Consider the following 25,260-nt stretch of genomic DNA (forward strand, 5'->3'; position numbering starts at 1 on the left):
GTAAGCGGAGGCGCTGATGCCCAGTAGTCGTACCGGCCGGCCGCCCGTGCGGCAGCGGCCCCCCAGACGTCCCGCCGCTGCCAAGGCCGTACGCGACAACCCCGTACGCCGGCTGTACACCAACGCCCGCCGGGCCTGGGACCGGCCGCTGACCGCGTACTACCTGATCGCCGGCGGCAGCGTGCTGATCACTGTGCTGGGTCTGGTGATGGTCTACTCGGCCTCCCAGATCACCGCGCTCCAACTCTCGCTGCCCGGCTCGTACTTCTTCCGCAAACAGTTCCTCGCCGCCTGTATCGGCGGGGTGCTGGCGCTGGCCGCCTCGCGGATGCCGGTCAAACTGCACCGGGCGCTGGCCTATCCGATCCTCGCGGGCGCCGTCTTCATGATGGCGCTGGTGCAGTTGCCTGGGATAGGGATGTCGGTCAACGGCAACCGCAACTGGATCTCGCTCGGCGGCTCCTTCCAGATCCAGCCCAGCGAGTTCGGCAAGCTGGCCCTCGTGCTGTGGGGCGCCGACCTGCTCGCCCGCAAGCAGGACAAGGCGATGCTCGCCCAGTGGAAGCACATGCTGGTGCCGCTGGTGCCGGTCGCGTTCATGCTGCTCGGGCTGATCATGCTCGGCGGCGACATGGGTACGGCGATCATCCTCACCGCGATCCTGTTCGGCCTGCTCTGGCTGGCCGGTGCGCCGACCCGGCTCTTCGTCGGCGTCCTGTCGATCGCCGCCGCGATCGGTGTGATCCTCATCAAGACCAGCCCCAACCGGATGGCCCGGCTCGCCTGCATCGGCGCCACCGAGCCCAAGACCGGGGTCGCCGACTGCTGGCAGGCCGTGCACGGGATCTACGCGCTGGCCTCGGGCGGGATCTTCGGCTCCGGGCTCGGTGCGAGTGTGGAGAAATGGGGTCAACTCCCCGAAGCCCACACCGACTTCATCTTCGCCGTCACCGGTGAGGAACTGGGCCTGGCGGGGACGCTGTCCGTGCTCGCCCTCTTCGCGGCTCTAGGCTATGCGGGTATCCGCGTGGCCGGACGCACGGAGGACCCCTTCGTGAGGTATGCCGCGGGAGGCGTGACCACCTGGATCATCGCTCAGGCGGTGATCAACATCGGTGCGGTGCTCGGCCTGCTGCCGATCGCCGGCGTCCCGCTCCCGCTGTTCTCCTACGGGGGTTCCGCCCTGCTGCCGACCATGTTCGCCATCGGGTTGCTGATCGCCTTCGCGCGCGACGACCCCGCTGCGCGGGCGGCGCTTGCGATGCGGCAACCCCGCTTTGGTAGAAAGCGGGGGGGCAGGGGACCCGGTTCCGGCCGGACGCCCCGGAGATGGAACACGATGCGACGGCGTGCCCCGGTGGCGCGTCCGTCCGGAGAGCGGTGAATTTCGGTGCATGTCGTACTCGCCGGTGGGGGGACCGCCGGCCACATCGAGCCGGCGCTCGCCCTCGCGGACGCCCTGCGCAGGCAGGACCCCACCGTGGGGATCACGGCCCTGGGCACGGAGCGCGGCCTTGAGACCCGTCTCGTGCCCGAGCGGGGCTACGAACTCGCGCTGATCCCCGCCGTACCGCTGCCGCGCAAGCCCACCCCCGAGCTGATCACCGTGCCGGGCCGGCTGCGCGGCACGATCAAGGCGGCCGAGCAGATCCTGGAGCGCACCAAGGCGGACGCGGTCGTCGGCTTCGGCGGCTATGTCGCGCTGCCCGGCTACCTCGCGGCCAAGCGCCTCGGGGTGCCGATCGTGATCCACGAGGCCAACGCCCGGCCCGGGTTGGCCAACAAGATCGGCTCGCGGTACGCGGCCAAGGTCGCCGTCTCCACCCCGGACAGCAAGCTGCGCGACGCCCGCTACATCGGCATTCCGCTGCGCCGCTCGATCGCCACCCTGGACCGCGCGGCCGTACGGCCCGAGGCCCGGGCCGCGTTCGGGCTCGACCCGAACCTGCCGACGCTGCTGGTCTCCGGTGGCTCGCAGGGCGCCCGCCACCTCAACGAGGTGGTCGAGCGGGTCGCGCCCTGGCTCCAACAGGCCGGAATCCAGATCCTGCACGCGGTCGGCCCGAAGAACGAACTGCCGCAGGTGCACCAGATGCCGGGGATGCCCCCCTACATCCCGGTACCGTACGTGGACCGGATGGACCTCGCGTACGCCGCGGCCGACATGATGCTCTGCCGCGCGGGCGCGATGACCGTCGCCGAACTCTCCGCCGTCGGACTCCCGGCCGCCTACGTCCCGCTGCCCATCGGCAACGGCGAACAGCGGCTGAACGCCCAGCCGGTGGTCAAGGCCGGCGGCGGACTCCTGGTCGACGACGCGGAACTGACGCCCGAGTGGGTCCAGGGCCACGTCCTGCCCGTGCTCGCCGATCCGCACCGGCTGTACGAGATGTCGCGCGCGGCAAGCGAGTTCGGCCGCCGGGACGCCGACGACCTGCTCGTCGGCATGGTGTACGAGGCGATCGCCTCGCGGCATCGCTAGTCATATGTGAGAGAGGCAGGGCAGCGTGGCCGGACCGACTACCGCCGAGCGCGGTGAACGCCAACAGGAGTCGTCCGGCCCGCCCCTTGTCCGGCGCCTGGGACCACGGCGCCTTCGTCTGATTGTCGTACTCGCCCTGGCCGCAGTCCTGTTGGGCGCCGCCACGGTCTGGCTGCTCTACGGCTCGCAGTGGCTGCGGGTGGAGAAGGTCTCGGTCTCCGGAACGAAGGTCCTGACGCCCGAGCAGGTGCGCGAAGCCGCCGGCGTACCGGTCGGCGGACCGCTGATTTCCGTCGACACCGATGCGATCGAGGCCCGACTCCGCAGGAAATTGCCCCGAATTGACGCGGTTGACGTCGTCCGTTCCTGGCCTCATGGAATCGGGCTGAAGGTGACCGAACGCAGCCCGGTGCTGGTGGTGAAAAAGGGCGGAAACTTCGTCGAAGTGGACGACGACGGCGTGCGGTTCGCGACCGTTTCCACGCCGCCGAAGTCCGTCCCCACCCTCGAATTGGCACTCTCCCGGTCGGCTTCGTCCGCGGCCGGCCTGCGCCGCTTCGGCGAGGACCGACTCGTCCGCGAGGCGGTGGAGGTCGCGGGTGACATTCCGGCCGCCGTCGCGCGCGACACCCAGGTCGTCAAGGTCCGTTCCTACGACGACATCTCACTGGAGTTGAGCGGTGGCCGGACCGTCGCATGGGGAAGCGGGGAGAAGGGCGCGGCGAAGGCGCGCACGCTCATCGCTCTCATGAAAGCAGCTTCCGGCGCCCGGCACTTCGACGTAAGTGTTCCCACCGCCCCTGCGTCAGCCGGGAGTTGACGCACATTCGCGCAGGCCAGCACCCTGGTTGGGCAGCGCTACGGCTGATCACATAGGGTGAAAAGAAAAACGGGAGGTTCGGCGTGTTCGTTGAACGTGCGCCACTTGTCGACTTAGTGTCCTGTTCAGAAGACTTCAAGGAACAGACACACTGGTAACCCTAAACTTCAACGTTAGGGTTCGGGTCGGCGCTACGGACCGTCCCATTCGGCATCTGTCGTCGGGGTGCGGGCAACCGCACGGCGACGGCAACGTAATTCGAGGCGAGAGGCCTTCGACGTGGCAGCACCGCAGAACTACCTCGCAGTCATCAAGGTCATCGGTGTCGGCGGCGGTGGTGTCAATGCCATCAACCGGATGATCGAGGTCGGCCTCAAGGGCGTCGAGTTCATCGCCATCAACACCGACGCGCAGGCGCTGTTGATGAGCGACGCCGACGTCAAACTCGACGTCGGCCGCGAACTCACCCGCGGACTCGGCGCCGGCGCCAACCCGGCCGTCGGCCGCAAGGCCGCCGAGGATCACCGCGAGGAGATCGAGGAGGTCCTCAAGGGGGCCGACATGGTCTTCGTGACGGCCGGCGAAGGCGGCGGCACCGGCACCGGCGGCGCCCCCGTCGTGGCCAACATCGCCCGCTCCCTGGGCGCCCTCACCATCGGCGTGGTCACCCGCCCCTTCACCTTCGAGGGACGGCGCCGCGCCAACCAGGCGGAGGACGGCATCGCCGAACTCCGCGAAGAGGTCGACACCCTCATCGTCATCCCGAACGACCGGCTGCTGTCCATCTCGGACCGCCAGGTCTCGGTCCTCGACGCCTTCAAGTCGGCGGACCAGGTCCTGCTCTCCGGCGTCCAGGGCATCACCGACCTCATCACCACGCCCGGCCTGATCAACCTCGACTTCGCCGACGTCAAGTCCGTGATGTCCGAGGCCGGTTCGGCCCTCATGGGCATCGGCTCGGCCCGCGGCGACGACCGCGCGGTGGCCGCGGCCGAGATGGCGATCTCCTCGCCGCTCCTCGAAGCCTCCATCGACGGCGCCCGAGGCGTCCTGCTCTCCATCTCCGGCGGCTCCGACCTCGGCCTGTTCGAGATCAACGAAGCGGCCCAACTGGTCAGCGAGGCCGCCCACCCCGAGGCCAACATCATCTTCGGCGCGGTCATCGACGACGCCCTCGGCGACGAGGTCCGGGTCACGGTCATCGCGGCCGGCTTCGACGGGGGCCAGCCCCCGACCCGCCGCGAGTCGACCATGGGCTCGTCCTCGGCCCGCCGCGAAGAGCCCACTCCGGTACGGCAGTCCGAGAGCCGTCCGTCCTTCGGCTCGCTCGGCAGTGTCAAGCCGAAGGAGGAGCCGGAGCCCACCCCGGAGCCGGCCGCCGACCTCCCGGTCGCCCCGCCGGTCCCGCCGTCGCGGACCTACTCGGACAGCGCCGCCGAGGAACTGGACGTACCGGACTTCCTGAAGTGATAGGACAGCTCGACACCGTGAGCGGCGCGCACTTCGCCTTCACCGACAGGTGGGGCGGGGTGAGCGCCGTTCCGTACGAGGAGCTCAACCTCGGCGGAGCGGTCGGCGACGACGCCGACGCGGTCCGTACCAATCGTGAACTGGCCGCCAAGTCACTGGGCTTGGACCCGGCCCTGGTGGTCTGGATGAACCAGGTGCACGGCGCGGACGTGGCGGTCGTCGACGGGCCCTGGGGCTCCTCGGACATCCCCTCCGTCGACGCGCTCGTCACCGCCCGCCGCGGACTCGCCCTCGCCGTGCTGACCGCCGACTGCACGCCGGTCCTGCTCGCCGACCCGGTCGCCGGGATCGCGGGCGCGGCCCACGCCGGACGCCCGGGCATGGTCGCCGGGGTGGTCCCCGCCGTCGTACGGGCCATGGTGGAACTCGGCGCCGATCCCGCCCGGATCGTCGCCCGCACCGGACCCGCCGTCTGCGGCCGGTGCTACGAGGTACCCGCGGACATGCGCGCCGATGTCGCCGCCGTGGAACCCGCGGCGTACGCCGAGACGAGCTGGGGCACTCCCGCGGTCGACGTGACCGCCGGAGCGCACGCCCAGCTCGACCGGCTCGGGGTGCGCGACCGCGAGCGGTCTCCGGTGTGCACCCGTGAATCGGACGACCACTTCTCGTACCGCCGCGACCGCACGACCGGGCGGCTCGCGAGCTATGTGTGGCTGGACTGAAGGCACATGACGGACCGTAGGCACGAACTCGCCGTAAATCTGGCGAAAGTCGAGGAGCGCATCGCCGCCGCCTGTGCGGCGGCCGGGCGGAAGCGCGAAGAGGTGACCCTGATCGTGGTCACCAAGACCTATCCGGCGAGCGATGTGCGGACGTTGGCGGAGCTGGGCGTGCGTCATGTCGCCGAGAACCGGGACCAGGACGCCGCCCCGAAGGCGGCCGAGTGCGCGGATCTGCCGCTGAGTTGGCACTTCGTCGGTCAGTTGCAGACCAACAAGGTGCGATCCGTGGTCGGTTATGCCGATGTCGTGCAGTCGGTCGACCGTTCCCGGCTCGTCACCGCGCTGTCGAGGGAGGCCGAGCGGTCCGGGCGCGAACTGGGCTGTCTCATCCAGATCGCGCTCGACGCGGGAGTCGGCGGGCGGGGCGAGCGGGGTGGCGTCGGGCCGGGCGGGGTACGGGAGTTGGCCGACCTGGTCGCGGAGTCTGTGGGGCTGCGGCTCGACGGTCTGATGACCGTGGCTCCGCTCACCGGCGAGTACGCGGGACGCCAACAGGAGGCGTTCGAGCGGTTGATGGATTTGTCGACTGACCTGCGCCGAGCCCATCCTGCTGCGAACATGGTGTCGGCAGGGATGAGTGCGGACCTCGAACAGGCCGTGGCAGCCGGAGCGACACATGTACGCGTCGGCACTGCGGTACTCGGCGTGCGCCCCAGGCTCGGGTAACGTCGCCAGGAAGTCGGACCACAGCAGAAAATATGGTCAATGCCGCCGAAGGCGGGCGTAACGACCTCGTGGATCGCGGGCACTTGGCAGTCGTCAGCCGATCCACCACAGAGCGGAGGACTCAGAGCATGGCCGGCGCGATGCGCAAGATGGCGGTCTACCTCGGCCTCGTGGAGGACGATGGGTACGACGGCCGGGGATTCGACCCCGACGACGACTTCGAACCCGAACTGGACCCGGAGCCCGAGCGGGACCGTCGACGGCACGAGCCGTCGCACCAGTCGCACAGTCCTCATCAGTCCCAAAGGGACGAACCGGTACGAGTGGTGCAGCCTTCGACCCCTCGTGATCCGGTGTCCCATTCCGCTTCACTGGGTACGGAATCAGGGCGTCCGGCGCGAATCGCGCCCGTGGCATCCATCACACAAGAACGCCAGTCCCTGGAGAAGAACGCACCGGTGATCATGCCCAAGGTCGTGTCGGAACGAGAGCCTTACCGGATCACCACACTTCACCCCCGGACCTACAACGAGGCCCGTACCATCGGGGAACACTTCCGTGAAGGCACCCCGGTGATCATGAATCTGACTGAGATGGATGACACAGACGCGAAGCGACTTGTCGACTTTGCGGCCGGTTTGGTGTTTGGTCTTCACGGCAGCATCGAGCGGGTGACGCAGAAGGTGTTCCTGTTGTCGCCTGCTAACGTCGATGTCACGGCGGAGGACAAGGCCCGCATCGCAGAGGGCGGGTTCTTCAATCAGAGCTGAGACAGACAGCCGCTAGGAAGCACGGAACAGGGGAGAGGGAAAGACAGGCCATGAGCGTGTTCGCGCAGGTGATCTACATCGCGCTGATGGTGTTCCTCATCGTGCTCATCTTCCGGTTGGTCATGGACTACGTCTTCCAGTTCGCCCGCTCGTGGCAACCCGGCAAGGCGATGGTGGTCGTTCTTGAGGCCGCCTACACTGTCACCGATCCACCGTTGAAGCTTCTGCGGCGGTTCATTCCGCCGTTGCGTCTCGGGGGCGTGGCGCTCGACCTGTCCTTCTTCGTCCTGATGATCATCGTCTACATCTTGATCTCTGTCGTGGACAATTTCGCGAGGTGACAGTGGACGATACGGTCTTGCCGACTGCCGATGACTACGTTGAGGTGAAGAGATGCCGTTGACCCCCGAGGACGTGCGGAACAAGCAGTTCACGACCGTCCGCCTCCGAGAAGGCTATGACGAGGACGAGGTCGATGCCTTCCTCGACGAGGTCGAAGCCGAACTGACCCGCTTGCTGCGGGAGAACGAGGACCTGCGCGCCAAACTGGCCGCGGCGACGCGTGCCGCCGCCCAGAACCAGCAGAACATGCGCAAGCCCCCGGAACAGGACCAGCAGCAGGGCGGCATGCAGCAACAGGGAATGCCCCAGCAGGGCATGCCCCCGCAAGGCATGCCCCAGCAGGGCATGCGCGGTCCGGGCGCCCCGGTGCCCGCCGGCATATCGGGCCCGCCGCAGCAGATGGGCGGCCCCATGGGCGGCCCGCCCCAACTGCCGAGCGGTGCCCCGCAGTTGCCCGCAGGCCCCGGTGGCCAGGGCGGTCCGCAGGGCCAGGGTCCGATGGGCCAGGGCCCCATGGGTCAGGGTCCGATGGGCCAGGGTCCGATGCAGGGCCAGATGCAGCAGATGGGTCAGGGCCCGATGCAGGGTCAGATGGGCGGCCAGCCCCCCATGCAGCAGCAGATGGGCGGCCCGATGGGCGGTCCCATGGGCGGCGGCATGCCGCAGCAGGGTCCCGGTGGCGACAGCGCCGCCCGTGTCCTCTCGCTCGCCCAGCAGACCGCCGACCAGGCGATCGCCGAGGCCCGTTCCGAGGCCAACAAGATCGTCGGCGAGGCGCGTTCGCGTGCCGAGGGTCTTGAGCGTGACGCCCGGGCCAAGGCCGACGCCCTGGAGCGGGACGCGCAGGAGAAGCACCGCGTCGCGATGGGCTCCCTGGAGTCCGCCCGCGCCACGCTGGAGCGCAAGGTCGAGGACCTGCGCGGCTTCGAGCGCGAGTACCGCACGCGACTGAAGTCCTACCTGGAGTCCCAGCTCCGTCAGTTGGAGACCCAGGCCGACGACTCGCTGGCCCCGCCGCGCACTCCGGCGACCGCGTCGCTTCCGCCGTCCCCGGCGCCCTCGATGGCCCCGGCCGGCGCCAGCGCCCCGTCGTACGGCGGCAACCAGGGCATGGGCGGTCCGCCGCCCGCCGGTCCGTCCTACGGCGGCCAGCAGCAGATGTCCCCGGCCATGACCCAGCCGATGGCTCCGGTACGGCCGCAGGGCCCGTCGCCCATGGGCCAGGCTCCCTCGCCGATGCGCGGGTTCCTGATCGACGAGGACGACAACTGACCGGCCTTTAGTACGCCTCAGGCGTCGGCAGCGTTCAGGGCGGGGCCCCGGATTTCGATCCGGGGCCCCGCCCTTTTCCCGTGGGTCGGGCACGCCGGGTACGGACAAGGGCCCGGCCTCCGTGCGGGAGGCCGGGCCCTTGTCCGTACCGGTGGTGCTTAGGCCTTGCGCAGGCGGAACACCAGGGACAGCCCCTCGTCCGTGAACGCGGCGCCGTAGCTGTCGTCCGCCTCGCCCTGGGCGAAGTCCGTGGCGAGGACCTCGTCGGCGATCAGGGCCGCGTGCTCGGACAGGGCCGCGATGACCGCTGGGTCGGTCGACGTCCAGCGCAGGGCGATGCGGTCGGCGACGTCCAGGCCGCTGTTCTTGCGGCTCTCCTGGATCAGCCGGATCGCGTCACGGGCGAGGCCCGCCTGCCGCAGCTCCTCGGTGATCTCCAGGTCGAGGGCGACCGTCGCGCCCGAGTCGGACGCCACGGACCAGCCCTCGCGCGGGGTCTCTGTGATGATCACCTCATCGGGAGCCAGCGTGATGGTCTCGCCGTCCACCTCGACGGTCGCCGTGCCCTCGCGCAGCGCCAGGGACAGGGCGGCCGCGTCGGCGTTCGCCACGGCCTTCGCCACATCCTGGACGCGCTTGCCGAACCGCTTGCCCAGCGCGCGGAAGTTGGCCTTCGCCGTGGTGTCGACCAGCGAACCGCCGACCTCGCTCAGCGAGGCGAGCCCCTCGACGTTCAGCTCCTCCGTGATCTGCGCGTGCAGCTCCCGGTCCAGGGCGGCGAAGCCCGTCGCCGCGATCAGCGCGCGGGACAGCGGCTGGCGCGTCTTGACGCCCGACTCCGCGCGCGTGGCCCGGCCCAGCTCCACCAGACGCCGGACAAGGACCATCTGCTGGGACAGCTCCGGGTCGATGACGGACAGGTCCGCCTCCGGCCACGAGGACAGGTGGACCGACTCGGGGGCGCCCGGGGTCACCGGGACGATCAGGTCCTGCCAGACCCGCTCGGTGATGAACGGGGTGAGCGGGGCCATGAGTTGGGTGACCGTCTCGACGACCTCGTGCAGGGTGCGCAGGGCGGCCTTGTCGCCCTGCCAGAAGCGGCGACGGGAACGGCGGACGTACCAGTTCGACAGGTCGTCGACGAACGCCGACAGGAGCTTGCCGGCCCGCTGGGTGTCGTAGGACTCCAGGGCCTGGGTCACCTGGTCGGTGAGGGCGTGGAGTTCGGACAGGAGCCAGCGGTCCAGGACCGGGCGGTCGGCCGGGGCCGGGTCCGCCGCGCTCGGCGCCCAGTCGGACGTGCGCGCGTACAGCGCCTGGAAGGCGACCGTGTTCCAGTACGTCAGGAGGGTCTTGCGGACGACCTCCTGGATCGTGCCGTGCCCCACCCGGCGAGCCGCCCACGGGGAACCGCCCGCTGCCATGAACCACCGCACCGCGTCCGCCCCGTGACGGTCCATCAGCGGGATCGGGTCCAGGGTGTTGCCCAGGTGCTTGGACATCTTGCGGCCGTCCTCGGCGAGGATGTGGCCGAGACAGACCACGTTCTCGTACGACGACTTGTCGAAGACCAGGGTGCCGACGGCCATCATCGTGTAGAACCAGCCGCGGGTCTGGTCGATGGCCTCGGAGATGAACTGCGCCGGGTAGCGGGACTCGAACAGTTCCTTGTTCTTGTGCGGGTAGCCCCACTGCGCGAACGGCATCGAACCCGAGTCGTACCAGGCGTCGATGACCTCCGGCACGCGCGTGGCCGTCCCGCCGCACTCGGGGCAGGCGAAGGTGACCGCGTCGATGAACGGACGGTGCGGGTCGAGGCCCGACTGGTCGGTGCCCGTCAGCTCGGTCAGCTCCGCGAGGGAGCCGACGACCGTGAGGTGGTCGTCCGCGCAGCGCCAGATCGGCAGCGGGGTGCCCCAGTAGCGGCTGCGGGACAGCGCCCAGTCGATGTTGTTGTTCAGCCAGTCGCCGTACCGGCCGTGCTTGACGGTGTCCGGGAACCAGTTGGTGTTCTCGTTCTCCTGGAGGAGGCGGTCCTTGACGGCCGTGGTGCGGATGTACCAGGAGGGCTGCGCGTAGTAGAGCAGCGCGGTGTGGCAGCGCCAGCAGTGCGGGTAACTGTGCTCGTACGGCACGTGCTTGAAGAGCAGCCCGCGGTCCTTGAGGTCCTCGGTGAGCTTTTCGTCCGCCTTCTTGAAGAAGATGCCGCCTACGAGCGGGACGTCCTCGGCGAAGGTTCCGTTCGGGCGGACCGGGTTCACCACCGGCAGTCCGTACGCGCGGCAGACCTTGAGGTCGTCCTCACCGAAGGCGGGGGACTGGTGGACCAGGCCCGTACCGTCCTCGGTCGTCACGTACTCCGCGTTCACCACGTAGTGCGCGGGCTCCGGGAACTCGACGAGCTCGAACGGACGTTGATATGTCCAGCGCTCCATCTCGGCGCCGGTGAAGGTCTCACCGGTGGTCTCCCAGCCCTCGCCGAGGGCCTTGGCGAGCAGCGGCTCGGCGACGACGAGCTGCTCCTCACCGTTCGTCGCGACGACGTAGTTGACCTCGGGGTGGGCGGCGACGGCGGTGTTGGACACCAGCGTCCAGGGCGTCGTCGTCCACACCAGGAGCGCGGCACGACCGGCCAGCGGACCGGAGGTGAGCGGGAAACGGACGTACACGGAGGGGTCGACGACCGTCTCGTAGCCCTGCGCCAGCTCGTGGTCCGAGAGGCCCGTCTGGTCGCGCGGGCACCAGGGGGCGACGCGGTAGTCCTGGACCAGCAGGCCCTTGTCGAAGATCTCCTTGAGGGACCACCAGACCGATTCGATGTACTCGGGGTCCATCGTGCGGTACGGGTCTTCGAGGTCGGTCCAGTACCCCATGCGGGTCGTGAGCGCCTCGAAGGCGTCGGTGTGCCGGGTCACGGACTCGCGGCACCTGGCGTTGAACTCGGCGATGCCGTACGCCTCGATGTCCTGCTTCTCGGTGAAGCCCAGCTCCTTCTCGACCGCCAGCTCCACCGGGAGGCCGTGGCAGTCCCAGCCGGCCTTGCGGCCCACGTGGTAGCCGCGCATGGTGCGGAAGCGGGGGAAGACGTCCTTGAAGACGCGCGCCTCGATGTGATGGGCGCCCGGCATGCCGTTGGCCGTGGGCGGGCCCTCGAAGAACACCCACTCGGGGCGACCCTCGGACTGGTCCAGGGTCTTGGCGAAGATCTTCTGCTCGCGCCAGAAGTCGAGCACGGCGTGCTCCAGCGCGGGCAGGTCGACCTGGGCGGGCACCTGGCGGTACGTCGGCGTTGTCATCAGCGAGCTTCCTCCGGCGGACTTTCTTCCTTCCGTCCGGAGGGACGAGAGCTACGACTTTCCGTACGCCGTGTGCGGCGCGCTCCCGCGGTACCACCCTCCTTGGCTCCCTGGTGCATCTCGCACACCAGTGAGCCCCCTCATTGGGGTCGCGATACCGGGTCTACTCGCCACGGCCGGTCGGCTGCGGCTTTCTTCCGGCGGCTCCGGGGTGATCTTCACGTCGCGCTCGCCCCCGGGCTTCCACCGTCCCCGGGTCGCTCTGGGCTGCTTGCGCCGCTACTCGTCCCCATCCACGCTTCTCGCTCCGCCCAGTGTACGGGGCCGCGCGGACAGCGGCCGACCGGATTTCCCGGGGCCCGGGCGCGGGTTTCGGTCGAGGGCTCCCCGAGCCGCCGTACGACTCGAATGGCGCTGAACGCGCGTTCGCATTCTGGGACGCCGAGCTCGGCGGATTACCCGGCGGGGAGCTGGGCACAACGCATGCAGGCTCGCCGCGCGGGGCCAGGGGGGTGGACGAATCGGGCGGCGTGCCCCGTTGCCGCGGGACTCAAGTCGATTTATCGTCCCAGCACGATTCGCGTGCGTGATCACAAAATGTGAAGGGGCCGCGGCCATGGTGGCGAAGAAGACCGCCGTACAGCAGTCGGCGTCCAAGTCCACGAGTGCCAGTGCCTCCGGCGGTGGGACGAAGGACGTGAGCGGGAAGAAGAGCGTGGTCAAGAAGACCGCGGCCCGGAAGACGGCCGAGAAGGTGCCCGAGAGACCGCTGGCCGCCAAGAAGGCGGTGGCGGTCGGGAAGAGTGCCGTGAAGTCGGCGGGGGCAGGGACGACAGGGAAAACGACGGCCAAGAAGGCTACGGCCAAGAAGGTCACGGCTACGAAGGCGGCGGCTACGAAGGCAACGGCGACCAAGAAGCCCGCCAAGAAAACGGCCGTAAAGAAAGCGGCGGTCAGGAAAACCGCGGCCACCAAGAGCACGACGACGAAGACCGGCTCCACGAAAGCCGGTTCCACGAAGAGCACCACCACGAAGAGCACCACCAGGAAAACCAGCTCTACGAAGAGCACGAAGAAGAGCGCGGCCAAGAAGACGAAGGCGGGCGCGGCGCAGGCCGCGGAGCAGACGGGAGCCACGACGGTGGTTGCGAAGAAGACTCCGGGCACGGCCACGGCGGCGAAGACGCCCCTTCCCAAGGCGCGGCTCGCCGCGGCGGCCGGGCCGGGTGAGCTGGCGGTCCGCCCGGGCGAGGACCCCTGGACGCCGGCGGAGGTCGAGGAGGCCCGCACCGAGCTGCTGTCCGAGGCGGAGCGGCTGAGTGAGGAGATCACCTCCACCGAGCAGGCCCTCGCCGGTCTGATGCGGGACTCCGGGGACGGCGCCGGCGACGACCAGGCCGACACCGGCACCAAGAACATCACGCGGGAGAGCGAGATGGCGCTGGCCGCCAACGCGCGCGAGATGCTGATCCAGACCCGGCGTGCCCTGGGGAAGCTGGACGCGGGCACGTACGGCCTGTGCGAGAACTGTGGCAACCCGATCGGCAAGGCGCGTATGCAGGCCTTCCCGCGGGCCACCCTGTGCGTCGAGTGCAAGCAGAAGCAGGAACGCCGGTACTGAACATCGCTACCGAACGCCGGTACTGAGGGTGCCGAGAGGTGTGCCGTACCCTCTTCCTCAGTCAGGTACCTAGGTTCGAGGGACTCACGTGGCAGAGGCGGAGCGCATCATCGGTACGCCGGATACCCCAGAGGCGGCGGGGGCCGAGCCGGAGCAGGGGGAGACCGCGCCCTCCAGGGGAAAGCGCCGGATCGCCGTCCTGTTCGTGGTGGCCGCCTTCGCGTACACCCTCGACCTGGTCAGCAAGCTGCTCGTGGTGGCCAAGCTGGAGCACCACGCGCCGATCGAGGTCTTCGGGGACTGGCTGGAGTTCCACGCGATCCGCAACCCCGGCGCCGCATTCGGGTTCGGCGCGGCCTTCACGGTCATCTTCACGATGATCGCGGCCGCCGTGATCGTGGTGATCGCGCGGCTGGCCCGCAAGCTCTACAGCCTGCCGTGGGCCATCGCGCTCGGGCTGCTGCTGGGCGGCGCGCTGGGCAACCTCACCGACCGGATCTTCCGTGCGCCCGGCATCTTCCAGGGCGAGGTCGTCGACTTCATCGCGCCCAAGGGCTTCGCCGTCTTCAACCTCGCCGACTCGGCGATCGTGTGCGGCGGCATCCTGATCGTGCTGCTCTCCTTCCGCGGTCTCGACCCGGACGGCACGGTCCACAAGGACTGAGCGAGCGGGCTGAGGTAAGGCGGTGTCGGACCCGTCCGGCATACTCGACCGGGTGAGCACAGTTCCCGAGATCCGAAACCTGCCCGTGCCCGACGGCCTGGAGGGCGAGCGTGTCGACGCCGCCATCTCCCGCATGTTCGGCTTCTCCCGCACCAAGGCCGCCGAGCTGGCCGCGGCGGGGAAGGTCACGGTCGACGGCTCGGTGGTCGGGAAGTCCGAGCGGGTGCACGGCGGGGCCTGGCTGGAGGTCGAGATGCCGCAGGCGCCCGCGCCCGTGCAGATCGTCGCCGAGCCGGTCGAGGGCATGGAGATCGTCTACGACGACGACGATGTGATCGTGATCGTCAAGCCGGTCGGCGTCGCCGCCCACCCCAGCCCCGGCTGGACCGGGACGACGGTCATCGGCGGCCTGGCCGCCGCCGGGTACCGCATCTCGACGTCCGGTGCCGCCGAGCGCCAGGGCATCGTGCACCGCCTCGACGTCGGCACCTCCGGCCTGATGGTGGTCGCCAAGTCGGAGCGCGCGTACACCTCGCTCAAGCGCCAGTTCAAGGAGCGCACGGTCGACAAGCGCTACCACACGCTGGTCCAGGGCCACCCCGATCCGACCAGCGGCACCATCGACGCCCCCATCGGCCGGCACCCGAACCACGACTACAAGTGGGCGGTCACCGCCGAGGGCAAGCCGTCCGTCACGCACTACGACCTCATCGAGGCGTTCCGCGCGGCCTCCCTGCTCGATGTGAAGCTGGAGACCGGCCGCACCCACCAGATCCGGGTGCACATGGCCGCCCACCGCCACCCGTGCGTGGGCGACCTGACGTACGGCGCCGACCCGACGCTCGCCAAGCGGCTGCGCCTGACCCGGCAGTGGCTGCACGCCGTCCGGCTCGGGTTCGAGCATCCCGCGGACGGCCAGTGGGTCGAGTTCGAGAGCGGCTACCCGGACGACCTCCAGCAGGCCCTGGACCTGGTGCGCGAGGAGACGTACGCGTGAGTGCCGTGCCGTACGCGGTGCGCGTGGCCGACGATCCGACCGACCGCGAGGCCTGCTTCGCGGTGCGCAAGGACGTCTTCGTCGTCGAGCAGGGCGTGCCCCAGGAGATCGAGTACGACGCGTACGACGACGCGGCGACGCATGTGCTCGCCGTGCGCGAGGACGGGACGCCGCTGGGCACCGGGCGGCTGCTGTTCGGCGAGGTGGCCGCGGCGAAGACCGGCGGCGACCTCACCGTGGGCTCCCTGGGGCGGCTCGCCGTCACCAAGGAGGCGCGCGGGCTCGGTGTCGGGATCGCGCTGGTGCGGGCGATCGAGGACGCGGCACGCGCGCGTGGACTGGCCGCGGTCGACCTGCACGCCCAGACGCACGCGCTGGGGTTCTACGAACGGCTCGGGTACGAGGCGTACGGCCCGGAGTTCCCGGACGCCGGCATCCCGCACCGGGCGATGCGGCGCGCCCTGTAGGCAAGCGAGGGCGTCGAGAGAGCTGGTCCGGCAGGCGGCGTGGCAGGCTGGGGCGTCCGCTGTGTGAACGTCGAGATCCCGCCGGAGCCCTGACCGTGGATCAATTGGCCCTGTTGTTCGTCCTGTTGCTCGGGGCCGTGGTGAGCGTCCCGCTGGGGGACCGGTTCGGCCTGCCGGCGCCGGTGCTCATGACGCTGCTCGGGATAGTCCTCGCGGTGGCCGACTTCGTGCCGAACGTGAACGTCCCGCCTGAGCTGATCCTGCCCCTGCTGCTGCCACCGCTGCTGTACGCGGCCGTACGGCGCACCTCCTGGCGGCAGTTCACGGCCAACATCCGGCCGATCTTCCTGCTGGCCGTCGCCCTGGTCTTCGTCACCACCCTCGCCGTGGCCGCCGTCGCGAGCGCGATCGTGCCGGGGCTGCCGATCGCCGCCGCCGTGGCACTCGGCGCGCTGGTGGCGCCGCCCGACCCGGTCGCCGCGACCGCCGTCGCGGGCCAACTCGGGCTGCCCCGGCGCCTGGTGTCGATCCTGGAGGGCGAGGGCCTCTTCAACGACGTGACGGCGATCGTGCTGTACCACGTGGCGATCGCCGCCGCCGTCAGCGGAACGTTCCATCCCTGGCGGGCCGGGCTCGACTTCGTGCTGTCCGCCGTCGTCGCCGTAGCGGTGGGACTGGCGCTCGGCTGGGCCACGAACAAGCTGATGTCACTGCTCGACGACGCCACCCTCCAGATCGGGCTGACGCTTCTGGTGCCGTTCGCCTCGTACGTCCTGGCCGACGAGCTGCACGGCTCCGGGGTGCTCGCCGTGCTCACCACCGCCCTGTTCCTGTCCGAGTACGCCTTCGGCGCCGACGACGTGCTGACCCGGCTGGCCGGCGCGACCGTGTGGGACGTGGTGGACACGCTGGTCACCGGGGTCGCCTTCGGGCTCATCGGGCTCGAACTGCACAACGCGATCCGTACGGCGTCCGGGCGGTGGGGCGAGATGCTGGGCTGGGCCGCCGCGATCGTCGGTGTCGTCGTGGTCGTACGACTGGCGTGGCTGCTGCCGGCGACCTGGCTGACCAAACGGCTGCACGCCAAGCGGGACTACGACGAGGAGATCCCGACCTCCTGGCGGGAGACCGTGATCATGTGGTGGGCGGGGATGCGCGGGGTGGCCTCCGTCGCGCTGGCGCTGGCGATCCCGCTGACGATGGACGACGGGTCGGCGTTCCCGGACCGGGACGAGATCGTGTTCATCGCCTTCGGAGTGATCATGGCGACGCTGGTCCTCCAGGGGCTCACGCTGCCGTGGCTGGTGAAGCGGCTCGGGGTGCGGGCCGACACCGACAGCGAGCAGGCCTTCGAGAAGGAGCTGGCGGTGCGGGCGGCGAAGGCCGCGAAGCGGCGGCTGCGGGAGATCGAGGACGTGGAGGACCTGCCGGAGGAGGTGTCCGAGCAGTTGCTGCGGCGGGCCTTCGACATCGGGGTGCGGATCTCTCCCGCGGTGGCGGACGGGGAGCGGCGGGAGGTGTACGAGAAGCGGGTCAAGCGGGTGAAGCGGATGCGGCGGATCCAGAGCGAGATGATGAGCGCGGCCCGGCACGAGGTGCTGGCGGCGCGCAGCGAGCCCGGTGCGGATCCGGAGATCGTGGACCGGGTGCTGCGCCATCTCGACGTGCGGAGCCTGCGGTAAGTCGCCCTTCCCTGCGTGCACTTGGATTCCTTTGTAGGCTCGTGGCATGGCTCGCAATGTGGTGATCAGTGGTGGCGGTACGGGAATCGGGCTCGCCGCGGCGCATGCCTTCGCGGCCGGCGGGGATCGGGTGCTGCTCCTCGGACGGCGACGTGAGGTGCTGGAGAAGGCCGGGGTGCCCGGAGCGCTGACGTACGCCGGGGATCTGAGCGAGCCCGAAGTGGTGCGCGGTGTCGCGCGGTTCGTCGCCGAGGAGTTCGGCACCGTGGATGTGCTGGTGCACAGCGCGGGGGGCAACGGAACCCTGGAGCCGGCGAGCGGCGGCGATGCGCTGGACGCCGTCGCGCACGACTGGACCGTCAACTTCCGCATCAACACGCTGAGCGCGGCCCTCCTCACCGAGGCCCTGAGGGCACGCCTCGCGGAACCGGGCGGGCGGGTGCTGTTCGTCAGCTCCATCGCCGCGTACCGGGGATCGGGCAGCGGGGCGTACGGCGGAGCCAAGGCCGCGTTGCACCCGTACGCCCATGATCTGGCCCGGGATCTCGGCCCGCGCGGCATCACCGTGAACGTGGTCGCGCCCGGGTACATCGAGGACACCGAGTTCTTCGGCCCCGAGATCGCGGAGGCCCGGCGCGACCGGATGATCCGCGACACCTCGACGGGCCGGGCCGGAACCCCCGGCGACGTCGCCGCGACCCTGCACTGGCTGGCCTCCCCGGCCGCCGGGCACGTGACTTCGCAGGTGATCCAGGTCAACGGCGGGGCAGAGCGCGGGCATTGAGGGGGGCGCTGTCCGGCGCAGGCGCGATGTTCACCGGGCGGCCCAACGACTGGGCACAGCCGTTGAGCCGCCCGGCACCCTCATCCCCGGTTCGGCCCCGGCGGCTCGTGGGCCGGGCGGGGGCCACCTCCGTTGGGGGACGTGGTCTCGTGCGGTACCGGGGCCGCGTCCGCCGTGTTGACTCGGGGGAGGGCGTAGGGGTGTTCCACGTACAGCCAGCGGATCATCTGCTCGCGGACCGTGACGCGTACCGTCCAGATGTCGTCCGCGTCCTTCGCCGTCACCAGGGCCCGTACCTCCATGGTGTTGGGGGTGGTGTCGGTGACGACCAGGCCGTAGCTGCGGCCGTCCCAGGCGGGGCAGGCGCGGAGGATCTCGCGGAGTTGTTCGCGCATCGCGTCGACGGGGGCCGAGTGGTCGACCTGGAAGTAGACGATGCCGGTCATCTGCGGGGTGCCGCGCGACCAGTTCTCGAACGGCTTGGACGTGAAGTACGACACCGGCATGGTGATCCGGCGTTCGTCCCAGGTCCGTACCGTCAGATAGGTCAGCGTGATCTCCTCGACCGTGCCCCACTCGCCCTCCACCACCACGGTGTCCCCGATGCGCACCATGTCGCCGAAGGCGATCTGCAGCCCGGCGAAGAGGTTGGCGAGCGTCGACTGGGCGGCGACACCGGCGACGATGCCGAGGACGCCCGCCGAGGCCAGCAGCGAGGCACCGGCCGCGCGCATCGCCGGGAACGTCAGCAGCATCGAGGCGATCGCCACCACGGCCACGCATGCGGCCACCACCCGTGTGATCAGCGTCACCTGGGTCCGCACCCGGCGGACCCGGGCCGCGTCGTGGTGGGCGCGGGCGTAGCGCGAGTACGAGGTCTCCACGATCGCCGCCGCGATACGGATCATCAGCCAGGCCGTGGCGCCGATCAGCACCAGGGTCAGGAGCTGGCCGATGCCGACCCGGTGCTCCTCCAGCAGCCGCGCCTGGTCGTAGGAGCCTCTGAGCAGGGCCGCGCAGATCACCAGCTGGTAGGGCACGCGGCCGCGGCGCAGCAGCCCCCACAGGGGTGTCTCGCCGTGTCTGGCGTCGGCCTTGCGCAGCAGCAGGTCGGTGACCCAGCCGATGAGCAGCGTGAGGACGACGGAGCCGCCTATGACGATCAGCGGGCGCAGTACGTTCTCCATGTGTCCGACCGTACTGGCACGATGGCTTCATGAACATCATGCTCTTCCACTCGACGTACGGACTCCGGCCGGCGGTGCGCGACGCCGCCGAGCGGCTGCGCGCGGCGGGCCACGAGGTGTGGACCCCGGACCTCTTCGAGGGGCGTACGTTCGAGACGGTCGAGGAGGGCATGGCCTTCAACGACGGCATCGGCAAGGACGAGGTGCTCAAGCGGGCCGTGCTGGCTGCCGCCCCCTACTCCGAGCGCGGCCTCGTCTACGCCGGGTTCTCGCTGGGTGCCTCCGTCGCGCAGACCCTCGCCCTGGGTGATGAGCGGGCCCGCGGGCTGCTGCTTCTGCACGGGACCTCGGACATCGCTGCCAACGCCGCCGTCGACGACCTGCCGGTCCAACTGCATGTCGCCGAGCCGGACCAGTTCGAGACCGACGACTGGCTCAGCTCCTGGTATCTCCAGATGGGCAGGGCGGGCGCCGACGTGGAGATCTACCGGTACGCCGGCGCCGGTCATCTCTACACCGACCCCGGCCTCCCGGACTACGACGAGGAGGCCGCCGAGGCCACCTGGCGGGTGGCGCTCGGCTTCCTCGACAGCCTGTAGTCGGCCGTCATGCAGAGTCGTCCGTCAGCACGCCTTGGGCGGGTGGACGAGCGATTCGAAGTGCCCGGACCACACCCAGGCCGTGGGCTGGGAGTCGTAGATCCGGAACCACAGAGCCCCCGAGGGGGTATTGGTGGTCGAGCACTGGATGCGCAGGGTCGTCTTGAACGGCTCCGTGCGGTACCTGGTCGACGAGGACGTGGGCTTCGCGTATATGGGAGCGCCGTGGGTGTCCAACACGGTCAGGTTGACGTACGCCGGCGCCGCCGAGGCTTCCTGCGCCTCGACGGTGGCGGTGACTCCGGCGAGGGCCAGGGCCGCGCCGAGCACCGCGGTCTTCTTCAGGACACTTTGGGGGGTGGCCATATGACTCCAATCGTGAACAGCTGACGGCCCGCCAACTGCGGCGGCCCGCTAGCTTGTTCGATGGAGCCTAGATCCACTCGGTTCCTTCGTGCCGCTATTTTTTTTACACCGGGTCGTAGGTGCGCTCGACTTTCTGCGTGCCGGAGCGCGTGCGGTACGAACGCGCCCAACTGGACGTCGCGTTCTTGTCCGTGCGGTCGGACAGGACGTAGTAGTCCATCTGCGCCCGGTCGGCCGTGATGTCGAGGACGCCGTAGCCGTGGCGGTCCGTGTCGACCCAGTGGACGTGCCGGTTGGCGACCTGGATGAGCGGGGCGGCGAGCGCGGAGACGGTGCCCTCGGGCACCTTCACTATGTCGTCGAGGTTGTCGGAGGTCACCGAGGTGATCACGAACTCCGTTGCCGCGGACGCCGAGAGGGGATACGTGCCGGCGTCCACCGGCACGTCGTTGGCCCAGGACATGTGAATGTCGCCGGTGAGGAAGACCGTGTTGCCGATCGCGTTCGAGCGCAGATGGGCGAGGAGTTCGCGGCGGTCGTCGGTGTAGCCGTCCCACTGGTCGGTGTTGACGCCGATGCCGTCCTGCGGCAGGTCCAGCAGCTTGGCGAGCGGCTTCAACAGGTCGGCGGTGAGCGAGCCGATGACGAACGGCGCGATCATCACCGAGTTGCCGACCAGCCGCCACTTGGTGTCCGACGCCTTCAACCCGGCCTTCAGCCAGTCGAGTTGGGCGCGTCCGGTGATCGTACGGTCCGGGTCGTCGACCGAGCCGCTGCCCGAACTCGCCTGCTGGGAGCGGAAGGAGCGCAGGTCGAGGAGCGAGAGGTCGGCGAGCTTGCCGAAGCGGAGCCGCCGGTAGGTGGTGCCCGCGATCGCCGGGCGCACCGGCATCCACTCGAAGTACGCCTGTTTCGCGGCCGCTTGGCGGGCCGTCCAGGTGCCCTCGGCACCCTCGGTGTGGTTGACCGCGCCACCCGACCAGGCGTTGTCCGCGAACTCGTGGTCGTCCCAGATCGCGATGACCGGCGCCTTGGCGTGCAGGGCCTGGAGGTCCGGGTCGGTCTTGTACTTGCCGTGCCGGGTGCGGTAGTCGGCGAGCGTGATGATCTCGTTGGTCGGCGCGTGCTGTCGTACGACCGTGCCGCGCGCCGCGTACTCGCCGGACTTGTACTCGTAGATGTAGTCCCCGAGATGCAGCCAGGCGTCCAGGTCGCCGCGGGCCGCGAGATGGCGGTACGAGGCGAAATAGCCGGCCTCCCAGTTGGCGCAGGTGACGACGCCGAAGCGGAGGCCGGAGACGGCGGCGTCGGCGGCGGGCGTCGTGCGGGTGCGCGCGACGGGGGAGTCGGTGCCGCCGGACGAGAAGCGGAACCAGTAGTCGGTGGCCGGCTGCAGGCCCCGTATGTCCGCCTTCACGGTGTGGTCGGAAGCGGCGGTCGCGGTGGTCGAGCCCTTGCTGACGATGTCCGTCAGCGCCTTGTCCTTGGCGACCACCCAGCTGACCTCGGTGTCGGGCCCGAGCCCCGAGCCGGGCGTGGCCTCGGATGTGGGCGTCACCCGGGTCCACAGCAGGATGCCGTCGGGCAGCGGGTCGCCGGAGGCGACGCCGTGCAGGAACTGGGGGGTCTCGGCGGCCGCCCGCGCGGGCAGGGCGGCGGCCAGCGGTCCGGCCAGGACAGCCGTCGCCGCCGCGGCCTTGACGACCGTACGGCGGCGGGGCGAGGGCGAGTTGAGGGCCTGGGAGGCTTCGGGGGTTCTGTATCGACTGGTCACGGCCGCCCAGGTTACTGATCGGTACACGGCAGAGCGGGCGAACTCCGAAAGTTCGCCCGCTCTTCACGCGGAGGCGTGGATCCCGTGCCGGTGTCAGGCCTTGAGGGCCGCGTCCACCGCCGTGTTGAACTGCGCGACCGTCCATTCCTGGTTGGCGGGGGTGGTCTCGAGCTGCTTGCCGTCCATGACGAAGCCCGGAGTGCCGGTCACGCCGTCCTTGTTGTTGTCGAAGGTCTTCGACATCGCCAACGCCCAGGCGTCGTAGGTGCCCTTCTTGACGGCGGTCTGGAACTTCGTGTTGTTCTTCAGCGCGGGGACCGTGTTGGCGACCTTGATGAGGTAGCTGTCGTCCTTGAACTTGTCGGTCGTCTCGTCCGGGTGGTACTTCGTCGAGTACAGCGCCGACTTGTAGTCGAGGAACGCCTGGTCGCTGACGTTCAGTGCGGCGCCCAGCGCGCTCAGCGCGTTCTTGGAGCCCTCGCCGTTGTCCTTGGTGTCGATGAACGTGGCGCCGATGTACTGGATCTTGTACTTGCCGTCGTCGATGTCCTTCTTCACCGTCGAACCGACGGTCTGCTCGAACGCGGCGCAGATCGGGCAGCGCGGGTCCTCGTACTCCTTGAGCGTCTTCTTGGCGGTGGACTTGCCGATGACGACCGTCGTGCCGTTCTTGCCCGTGGTGTGGGCGGGAGCGACGACCTTGTCGTCCTTCACGGCCTCCCAGTAACCGGGCTTGTTGTTCTGCACGACGGCGTAACCTATGCCGCCGGCTATCGCGAGGACACCGACGACCGAACCGGCCACGATGATCTGCCGCTTGACCTTGGCGCGCTTGGCCTGACGCTCGCGCTCGGCGCGCAGCCGCTCACGGGCCGCCGTCTTCGCCGCCGCGCTGTTCCGCTTGCTCATGGTGGTGATCTCCATCAGGGACGCGCACATCGTGTGCGCGGAATAGGTATGGGGGGACTACTCGGGGGTGCTCGGGTGCCGGTGCGCGGTCGTGTTCAGACCGCGAGGACGAACGAGCACGGCGGTCCACGCCGTCCCAGCGAGTGCACCAGCAGCCGCTCACGGGCGGTGGCCGTACGGTGCGTGGCGCGCGGCAGGTGGCGTACGACCGAGGTACGGCGGCCCGTCATCGCGGTGACGGCGAGCAGCAGCGGCCGGAAGCCCACCGCCCCGGCCGCGCGCAGCAGTTCGGTCAGCGCGCGCTCGCCGCGGCGCAGATAGGCGGCGGCCAGGAGCCCGACGCCGATGTGCGCGCCGAGCAGCAGCCAGGCGGCGGAGGCGTCGCTGTGCGCGAGCAGCGCCGCCGCCTGATGGGGATCGTCGGTCATCCGGGCCAGCGGGGTGCCCACGCTGCCGCCGCTGCACAGCACGTCGAGGCCGACCGCGCGCAGCGGTCCGGCGACCGGGCCGCCCGCCCTGCCGTAGCAGGCGTGCTGGCCGGTGGTGAACACCGTGTCGGCGGCCAGCTCCAGCGGGATCAGCAGGGCGGCGATCCGGCCGAAGCCGCGCTCGCGGCCCGCCAGCGCGTAGGCGAGCACGAACACGGCGGCGGCGATGGCCGCCACCGTGCCGAACGGCAGGGGGACCCGGGACAGCAGCACGTGCGACGCGGTGCTGAGCGTCACGACCAGTGCCGTGAACAGCGCCGCGCGTACGGCCCTGAGCTGGATCCCGGATATGTCCATAGCGGGGGAGAGTCTGTCACGTGCTCCTGTAGGGGACCCCTAAAGGGTTCCTGTGGGCGTGCGGATGGTTACAGACCCGGAATCCGGCCGTTGCGGAACAGGTCGACGAAGATCTGGTGATCCGCACGCGCGCGTGCGCCGTAGTCGTGCGCGAAGTCGACCAGGACGCCCGCGAAGCCGTCCTCGTCGGCCGCGATCGCCGCGTCGATGGCCCGCTCGGTGGAGAAGGGCACCAGGGACTCGCCGGACTGGTCGTCGGCCGCCGCGTGCATGGTGGCCGTGGCCCGCCCCAGGTCGGCGACGACCGCGGCGATCTCCTCCGGGTCGTCGATGTCGCTCCAGTCCAGGTCCACCGCGTACGGCGAGACCTCCGCGACCAACTGCCCAGAGCCGTCCAGCTCGGTCCAGCCCAGCCACGGGTCGGCGTGCGCCTGGAGGGCGCGCTGGGAGATCACCGTGCGGTGGCCCTCGTGCTGGAAGTAGTCCCGGATCGCCGCGTCCGTGATGTGCCGGGAGACGGCCGGGGTCTGGGCCTGCTTGATGTAGATCACGACGTCGTTCTCCAGGGCGTCGCTGTTGCCCTCAAGCAGGATGTTGTACGAGGGCAGCCCGGCCGAGCCGATGCCGATGCCCCGGCGGCCGACGACGTCCTTGACCCGGTAGGAGTCGGGGCGGTCCAGGGAGGACTCCGGGAGCGTCTCCAGGTAGCCGTCGAAGGCCGCGAGCACCTTGTAGCGGGTGGCCGCGTCCAGCTCGATGGAACCGCCGCCCGAGGCGAAGCGGCGCTCGAAGTCGCGGATCTCGGTCATCGAGTCCAGCAGCTCGAAGCGGGTCAGCGAGCGGGCGGTGCGCAGCGCCCCCAGGAGCGGCCCGTCGGCGGTGTCCAGCGTGAACGGCGGCACCTCGTCGCTCTTCGCGCCGGTCGCCAGCGCGTGCACCCGCTCTCGGTACGCGCCCGCGTAGACCTTCACCAGCTCGGTGATCTGCTCGTCGCTGAGCGCCTTCGCGTACCCGATGAGCGCCACGGAGGCGGCGAAGCGCTTGAGGTCCCAGGTGAACGGGCCGACGTAGGCCTCGTCGAAGTCGTTGACGTTGAAGACCAGCCGGCCGTTCGAGTCCATGTACGTGCCGAAGTTCTCGGCGTGCAGGTCGCCGTGGATCCACACGCGCGAGGTGCGGTCGTCCAGGTACGGGCCGCCCCGCTTCGACCCAAAGGAATTATTTGCAGTGAGGTCGTGGTAGAAGAGGGCCGCCGTGCCCCGGTAGAAGGCGAAGGCGGAGGCCGCCATCTTCCGGAACTTCACACGGAACGCGGCCGGGTCGGCGGCCAGGAGCTCGCCGAAGGCGGTGTCGAAGACGGCGAGGATCTCCTCGCCGCGGTGCTCGTCGTTGAGCTGCGGAACCGACATCGCTCTGTGCCTCCTGGTACGGGTGGTGCGTGACATGTGACGGGTCTGTCGTCACCTTCCAACGCTCGAAGGTACGTGGGAGTGCCCGCCCTGTGTCAGTGGCGAGGCATAGG

Annotated in this window: 23 protein-coding genes; 16 read left to right on the forward strand and 7 right to left on the reverse strand. The window is 69.8% G+C overall.

Going from position 1 to position 25,260, the window contains the following annotated elements; all coding sequences use genetic code 11:
- The first annotated feature begins 16 nt into the window (after window positions 1–16).
- The 9 genes from ftsW to AB0M63_RS29690 all read left to right on the forward strand — a co-directional run bounded on the left by ftsW (window position 17) and on the right by AB0M63_RS29690 (window position 8,607).
- Window positions 17–1,384: a putative lipid II flippase FtsW gene (gene ftsW, locus AB0M63_RS29650; RefSeq protein ID WP_355912646.1), complete on the forward strand. Its 1,368-nt coding sequence runs from the start codon at window positions 17–19 to the stop codon at window positions 1,382–1,384.
- 6 nt (window positions 1,385–1,390) lie between these two features.
- Entirely contained in the window at window positions 1,391–2,482 is a 1,092-nt protein-coding gene (murG, locus tag AB0M63_RS29655; protein WP_355912643.1) for an undecaprenyldiphospho-muramoylpentapeptide beta-N-acetylglucosaminyltransferase, read from the forward strand.
- 25 nt (window positions 2,483–2,507) lie between these two features.
- Window positions 2,508–3,302 (forward strand): FtsQ-type POTRA domain-containing protein, encoded by a 795-nt coding sequence (locus AB0M63_RS29660; protein ID WP_355912640.1) that lies wholly within the window; start codon window positions 2,508–2,510, stop codon window positions 3,300–3,302.
- Between the two features lie 279 nt (window positions 3,303–3,581).
- Entirely contained in the window at window positions 3,582–4,772 is a 1,191-nt protein-coding gene (ftsZ, locus tag AB0M63_RS29665) for a cell division protein FtsZ (RefSeq protein ID WP_355912637.1), read from the forward strand.
- Window positions 4,769–5,497 (forward strand): peptidoglycan editing factor PgeF, encoded by a 729-nt coding sequence (gene pgeF / locus AB0M63_RS29670; protein ID WP_366021604.1) that lies wholly within the window; start codon window positions 4,769–4,771, stop codon window positions 5,495–5,497. The genes ftsZ and pgeF overlap by 4 nt, the downstream gene beginning before the upstream one ends.
- A 6-nt stretch (window positions 5,498–5,503) precedes the next feature.
- Window positions 5,504–6,223 carry a YggS family pyridoxal phosphate-dependent enzyme gene (locus AB0M63_RS29675; protein ID WP_366021605.1) on the forward strand — a complete coding sequence of 240 codons (720 nt, stop codon included), beginning with the start codon at window positions 5,504–5,506 and terminating at the stop codon, window positions 6,221–6,223.
- Window positions 6,224–6,351: 128 nt separating this feature from the next.
- The gene (gene sepF, locus AB0M63_RS29680) at window positions 6,352–6,993 is read left to right on the forward strand and encodes a cell division protein SepF (RefSeq protein ID WP_355912628.1); all 642 of its coding nucleotides are present in this window, start codon (window positions 6,352–6,354) and stop codon (window positions 6,991–6,993) included.
- A gap of 50 nt (window positions 6,994–7,043) precedes the next feature.
- Entirely contained in the window at window positions 7,044–7,334 is a 291-nt protein-coding gene (locus tag AB0M63_RS29685; protein WP_355912625.1) for a YggT family protein, read from the forward strand.
- A 52-nt stretch (window positions 7,335–7,386) separates the two neighbouring features.
- Entirely contained in the window at window positions 7,387–8,607 is a 1,221-nt protein-coding gene (locus tag AB0M63_RS29690) for a DivIVA domain-containing protein (RefSeq protein WP_355912622.1), read from the forward strand.
- A 158-nt stretch (window positions 8,608–8,765) separates the two neighbouring features.
- Here AB0M63_RS29690 and ileS read toward each other — a convergent pair whose 3' ends face one another.
- A complete protein-coding gene (gene ileS / locus AB0M63_RS29695) occupies window positions 8,766–11,903 on the reverse strand; it encodes an isoleucine--tRNA ligase (RefSeq protein ID WP_366021606.1) in 3,138 nt (1,045 codons plus the stop codon).
- A gap of 616 nt (window positions 11,904–12,519) precedes the next feature.
- Between ileS and AB0M63_RS29700 the strand changes: the two genes are divergently transcribed.
- The 6 genes from AB0M63_RS29700 to AB0M63_RS29725 all read left to right on the forward strand — a co-directional run bounded on the left by AB0M63_RS29700 (window position 12,520) and on the right by AB0M63_RS29725 (window position 18,118).
- Window positions 12,520–13,524 carry a TraR/DksA family transcriptional regulator gene (locus tag AB0M63_RS29700; protein WP_366021607.1) on the forward strand — a complete coding sequence of 335 codons (1,005 nt, stop codon included), beginning with the start codon at window positions 12,520–12,522 and terminating at the stop codon, window positions 13,522–13,524.
- Window positions 13,525–13,612: 88 nt separating this feature from the next.
- On the forward strand, window positions 13,613–14,188 hold the full coding sequence (gene lspA / locus AB0M63_RS29705) for a signal peptidase II (RefSeq protein WP_355912613.1): 576 nt from the start codon (window positions 13,613–13,615) through the stop codon (window positions 14,186–14,188).
- 52 nt (window positions 14,189–14,240) lie between these two features.
- Window positions 14,241–15,185, forward strand: coding sequence for an RluA family pseudouridine synthase (locus AB0M63_RS29710; protein ID WP_033284519.1), 945 nt, complete (start codon window positions 14,241–14,243; stop codon window positions 15,183–15,185).
- Window positions 15,182–15,652 carry a GNAT family N-acetyltransferase gene (locus tag AB0M63_RS29715; RefSeq protein ID WP_355912610.1) on the forward strand — a complete coding sequence of 157 codons (471 nt, stop codon included), beginning with the start codon at window positions 15,182–15,184 and terminating at the stop codon, window positions 15,650–15,652. The genes AB0M63_RS29710 and AB0M63_RS29715 overlap by 4 nt, the downstream gene beginning before the upstream one ends.
- Before the next feature lie 95 nt (window positions 15,653–15,747).
- Window positions 15,748–17,334 carry a Na+/H+ antiporter gene (locus AB0M63_RS29720; RefSeq protein ID WP_355912607.1) on the forward strand — a complete coding sequence of 529 codons (1,587 nt, stop codon included), beginning with the start codon at window positions 15,748–15,750 and terminating at the stop codon, window positions 17,332–17,334.
- Window positions 17,335–17,380: 46 nt separating this feature from the next.
- Window positions 17,381–18,118, forward strand: a complete 738-nt coding sequence (locus AB0M63_RS29725; RefSeq protein WP_366021608.1) for an SDR family oxidoreductase — start codon at window positions 17,381–17,383, stop codon at window positions 18,116–18,118.
- 80 nt (window positions 18,119–18,198) lie between these two features.
- Here AB0M63_RS29725 and AB0M63_RS29730 read toward each other — a convergent pair whose 3' ends face one another.
- Window positions 18,199–19,305: a mechanosensitive ion channel domain-containing protein gene (locus AB0M63_RS29730; protein ID WP_366021609.1), complete on the reverse strand. Its 1,107-nt coding sequence runs from the start codon at window positions 19,303–19,305 to the stop codon at window positions 18,199–18,201.
- 29 nt (window positions 19,306–19,334) lie between these two features.
- Between AB0M63_RS29730 and AB0M63_RS29735 the strand changes: the two genes are divergently transcribed.
- Window positions 19,335–19,904, forward strand: coding sequence for a dienelactone hydrolase family protein (locus tag AB0M63_RS29735; RefSeq protein WP_355912598.1), 570 nt, complete (start codon window positions 19,335–19,337; stop codon window positions 19,902–19,904).
- Between the two features lie 24 nt (window positions 19,905–19,928).
- Here AB0M63_RS29735 and AB0M63_RS29740 read toward each other — a convergent pair whose 3' ends face one another.
- The 5 genes from AB0M63_RS29740 to AB0M63_RS29760 form a co-directional block, all read right to left on the reverse strand.
- Window positions 19,929–20,270, reverse strand: coding sequence for a hypothetical protein (locus tag AB0M63_RS29740; RefSeq protein WP_355912595.1), 342 nt, complete (start codon window positions 20,268–20,270; stop codon window positions 19,929–19,931).
- 103 nt (window positions 20,271–20,373) lie between these two features.
- Window positions 20,374–22,044 carry an alkaline phosphatase D family protein gene (locus AB0M63_RS29745; protein ID WP_355912592.1) on the reverse strand — a complete coding sequence of 557 codons (1,671 nt, stop codon included), beginning with the start codon at window positions 22,042–22,044 and terminating at the stop codon, window positions 20,374–20,376.
- A gap of 93 nt (window positions 22,045–22,137) precedes the next feature.
- Window positions 22,138–22,953, reverse strand: coding sequence for a thioredoxin domain-containing protein (locus tag AB0M63_RS29750; RefSeq protein WP_355912589.1), 816 nt, complete (start codon window positions 22,951–22,953; stop codon window positions 22,138–22,140).
- Window positions 22,954–23,048: 95 nt separating this feature from the next.
- Complete coding sequence (locus tag AB0M63_RS29755) at window positions 23,049–23,738, reverse strand: hypothetical protein (protein WP_366021610.1); 690 nt, start codon at window positions 23,736–23,738, stop codon at window positions 23,049–23,051.
- 68 nt (window positions 23,739–23,806) lie between these two features.
- Complete coding sequence (locus AB0M63_RS29760) at window positions 23,807–25,147, reverse strand: DUF2252 domain-containing protein (RefSeq protein WP_355912583.1); 1,341 nt, start codon at window positions 25,145–25,147, stop codon at window positions 23,807–23,809.
- Between the last annotated feature and the right edge of the window lie 113 nt (window positions 25,148–25,260).

Source organism: Streptomyces sp. NPDC051576 (genome assembly GCF_040681835.1).
In the GTDB taxonomy this organism is placed as follows: Bacteria; Actinomycetota; Actinomycetes; order Streptomycetales; family Streptomycetaceae; genus Streptomyces.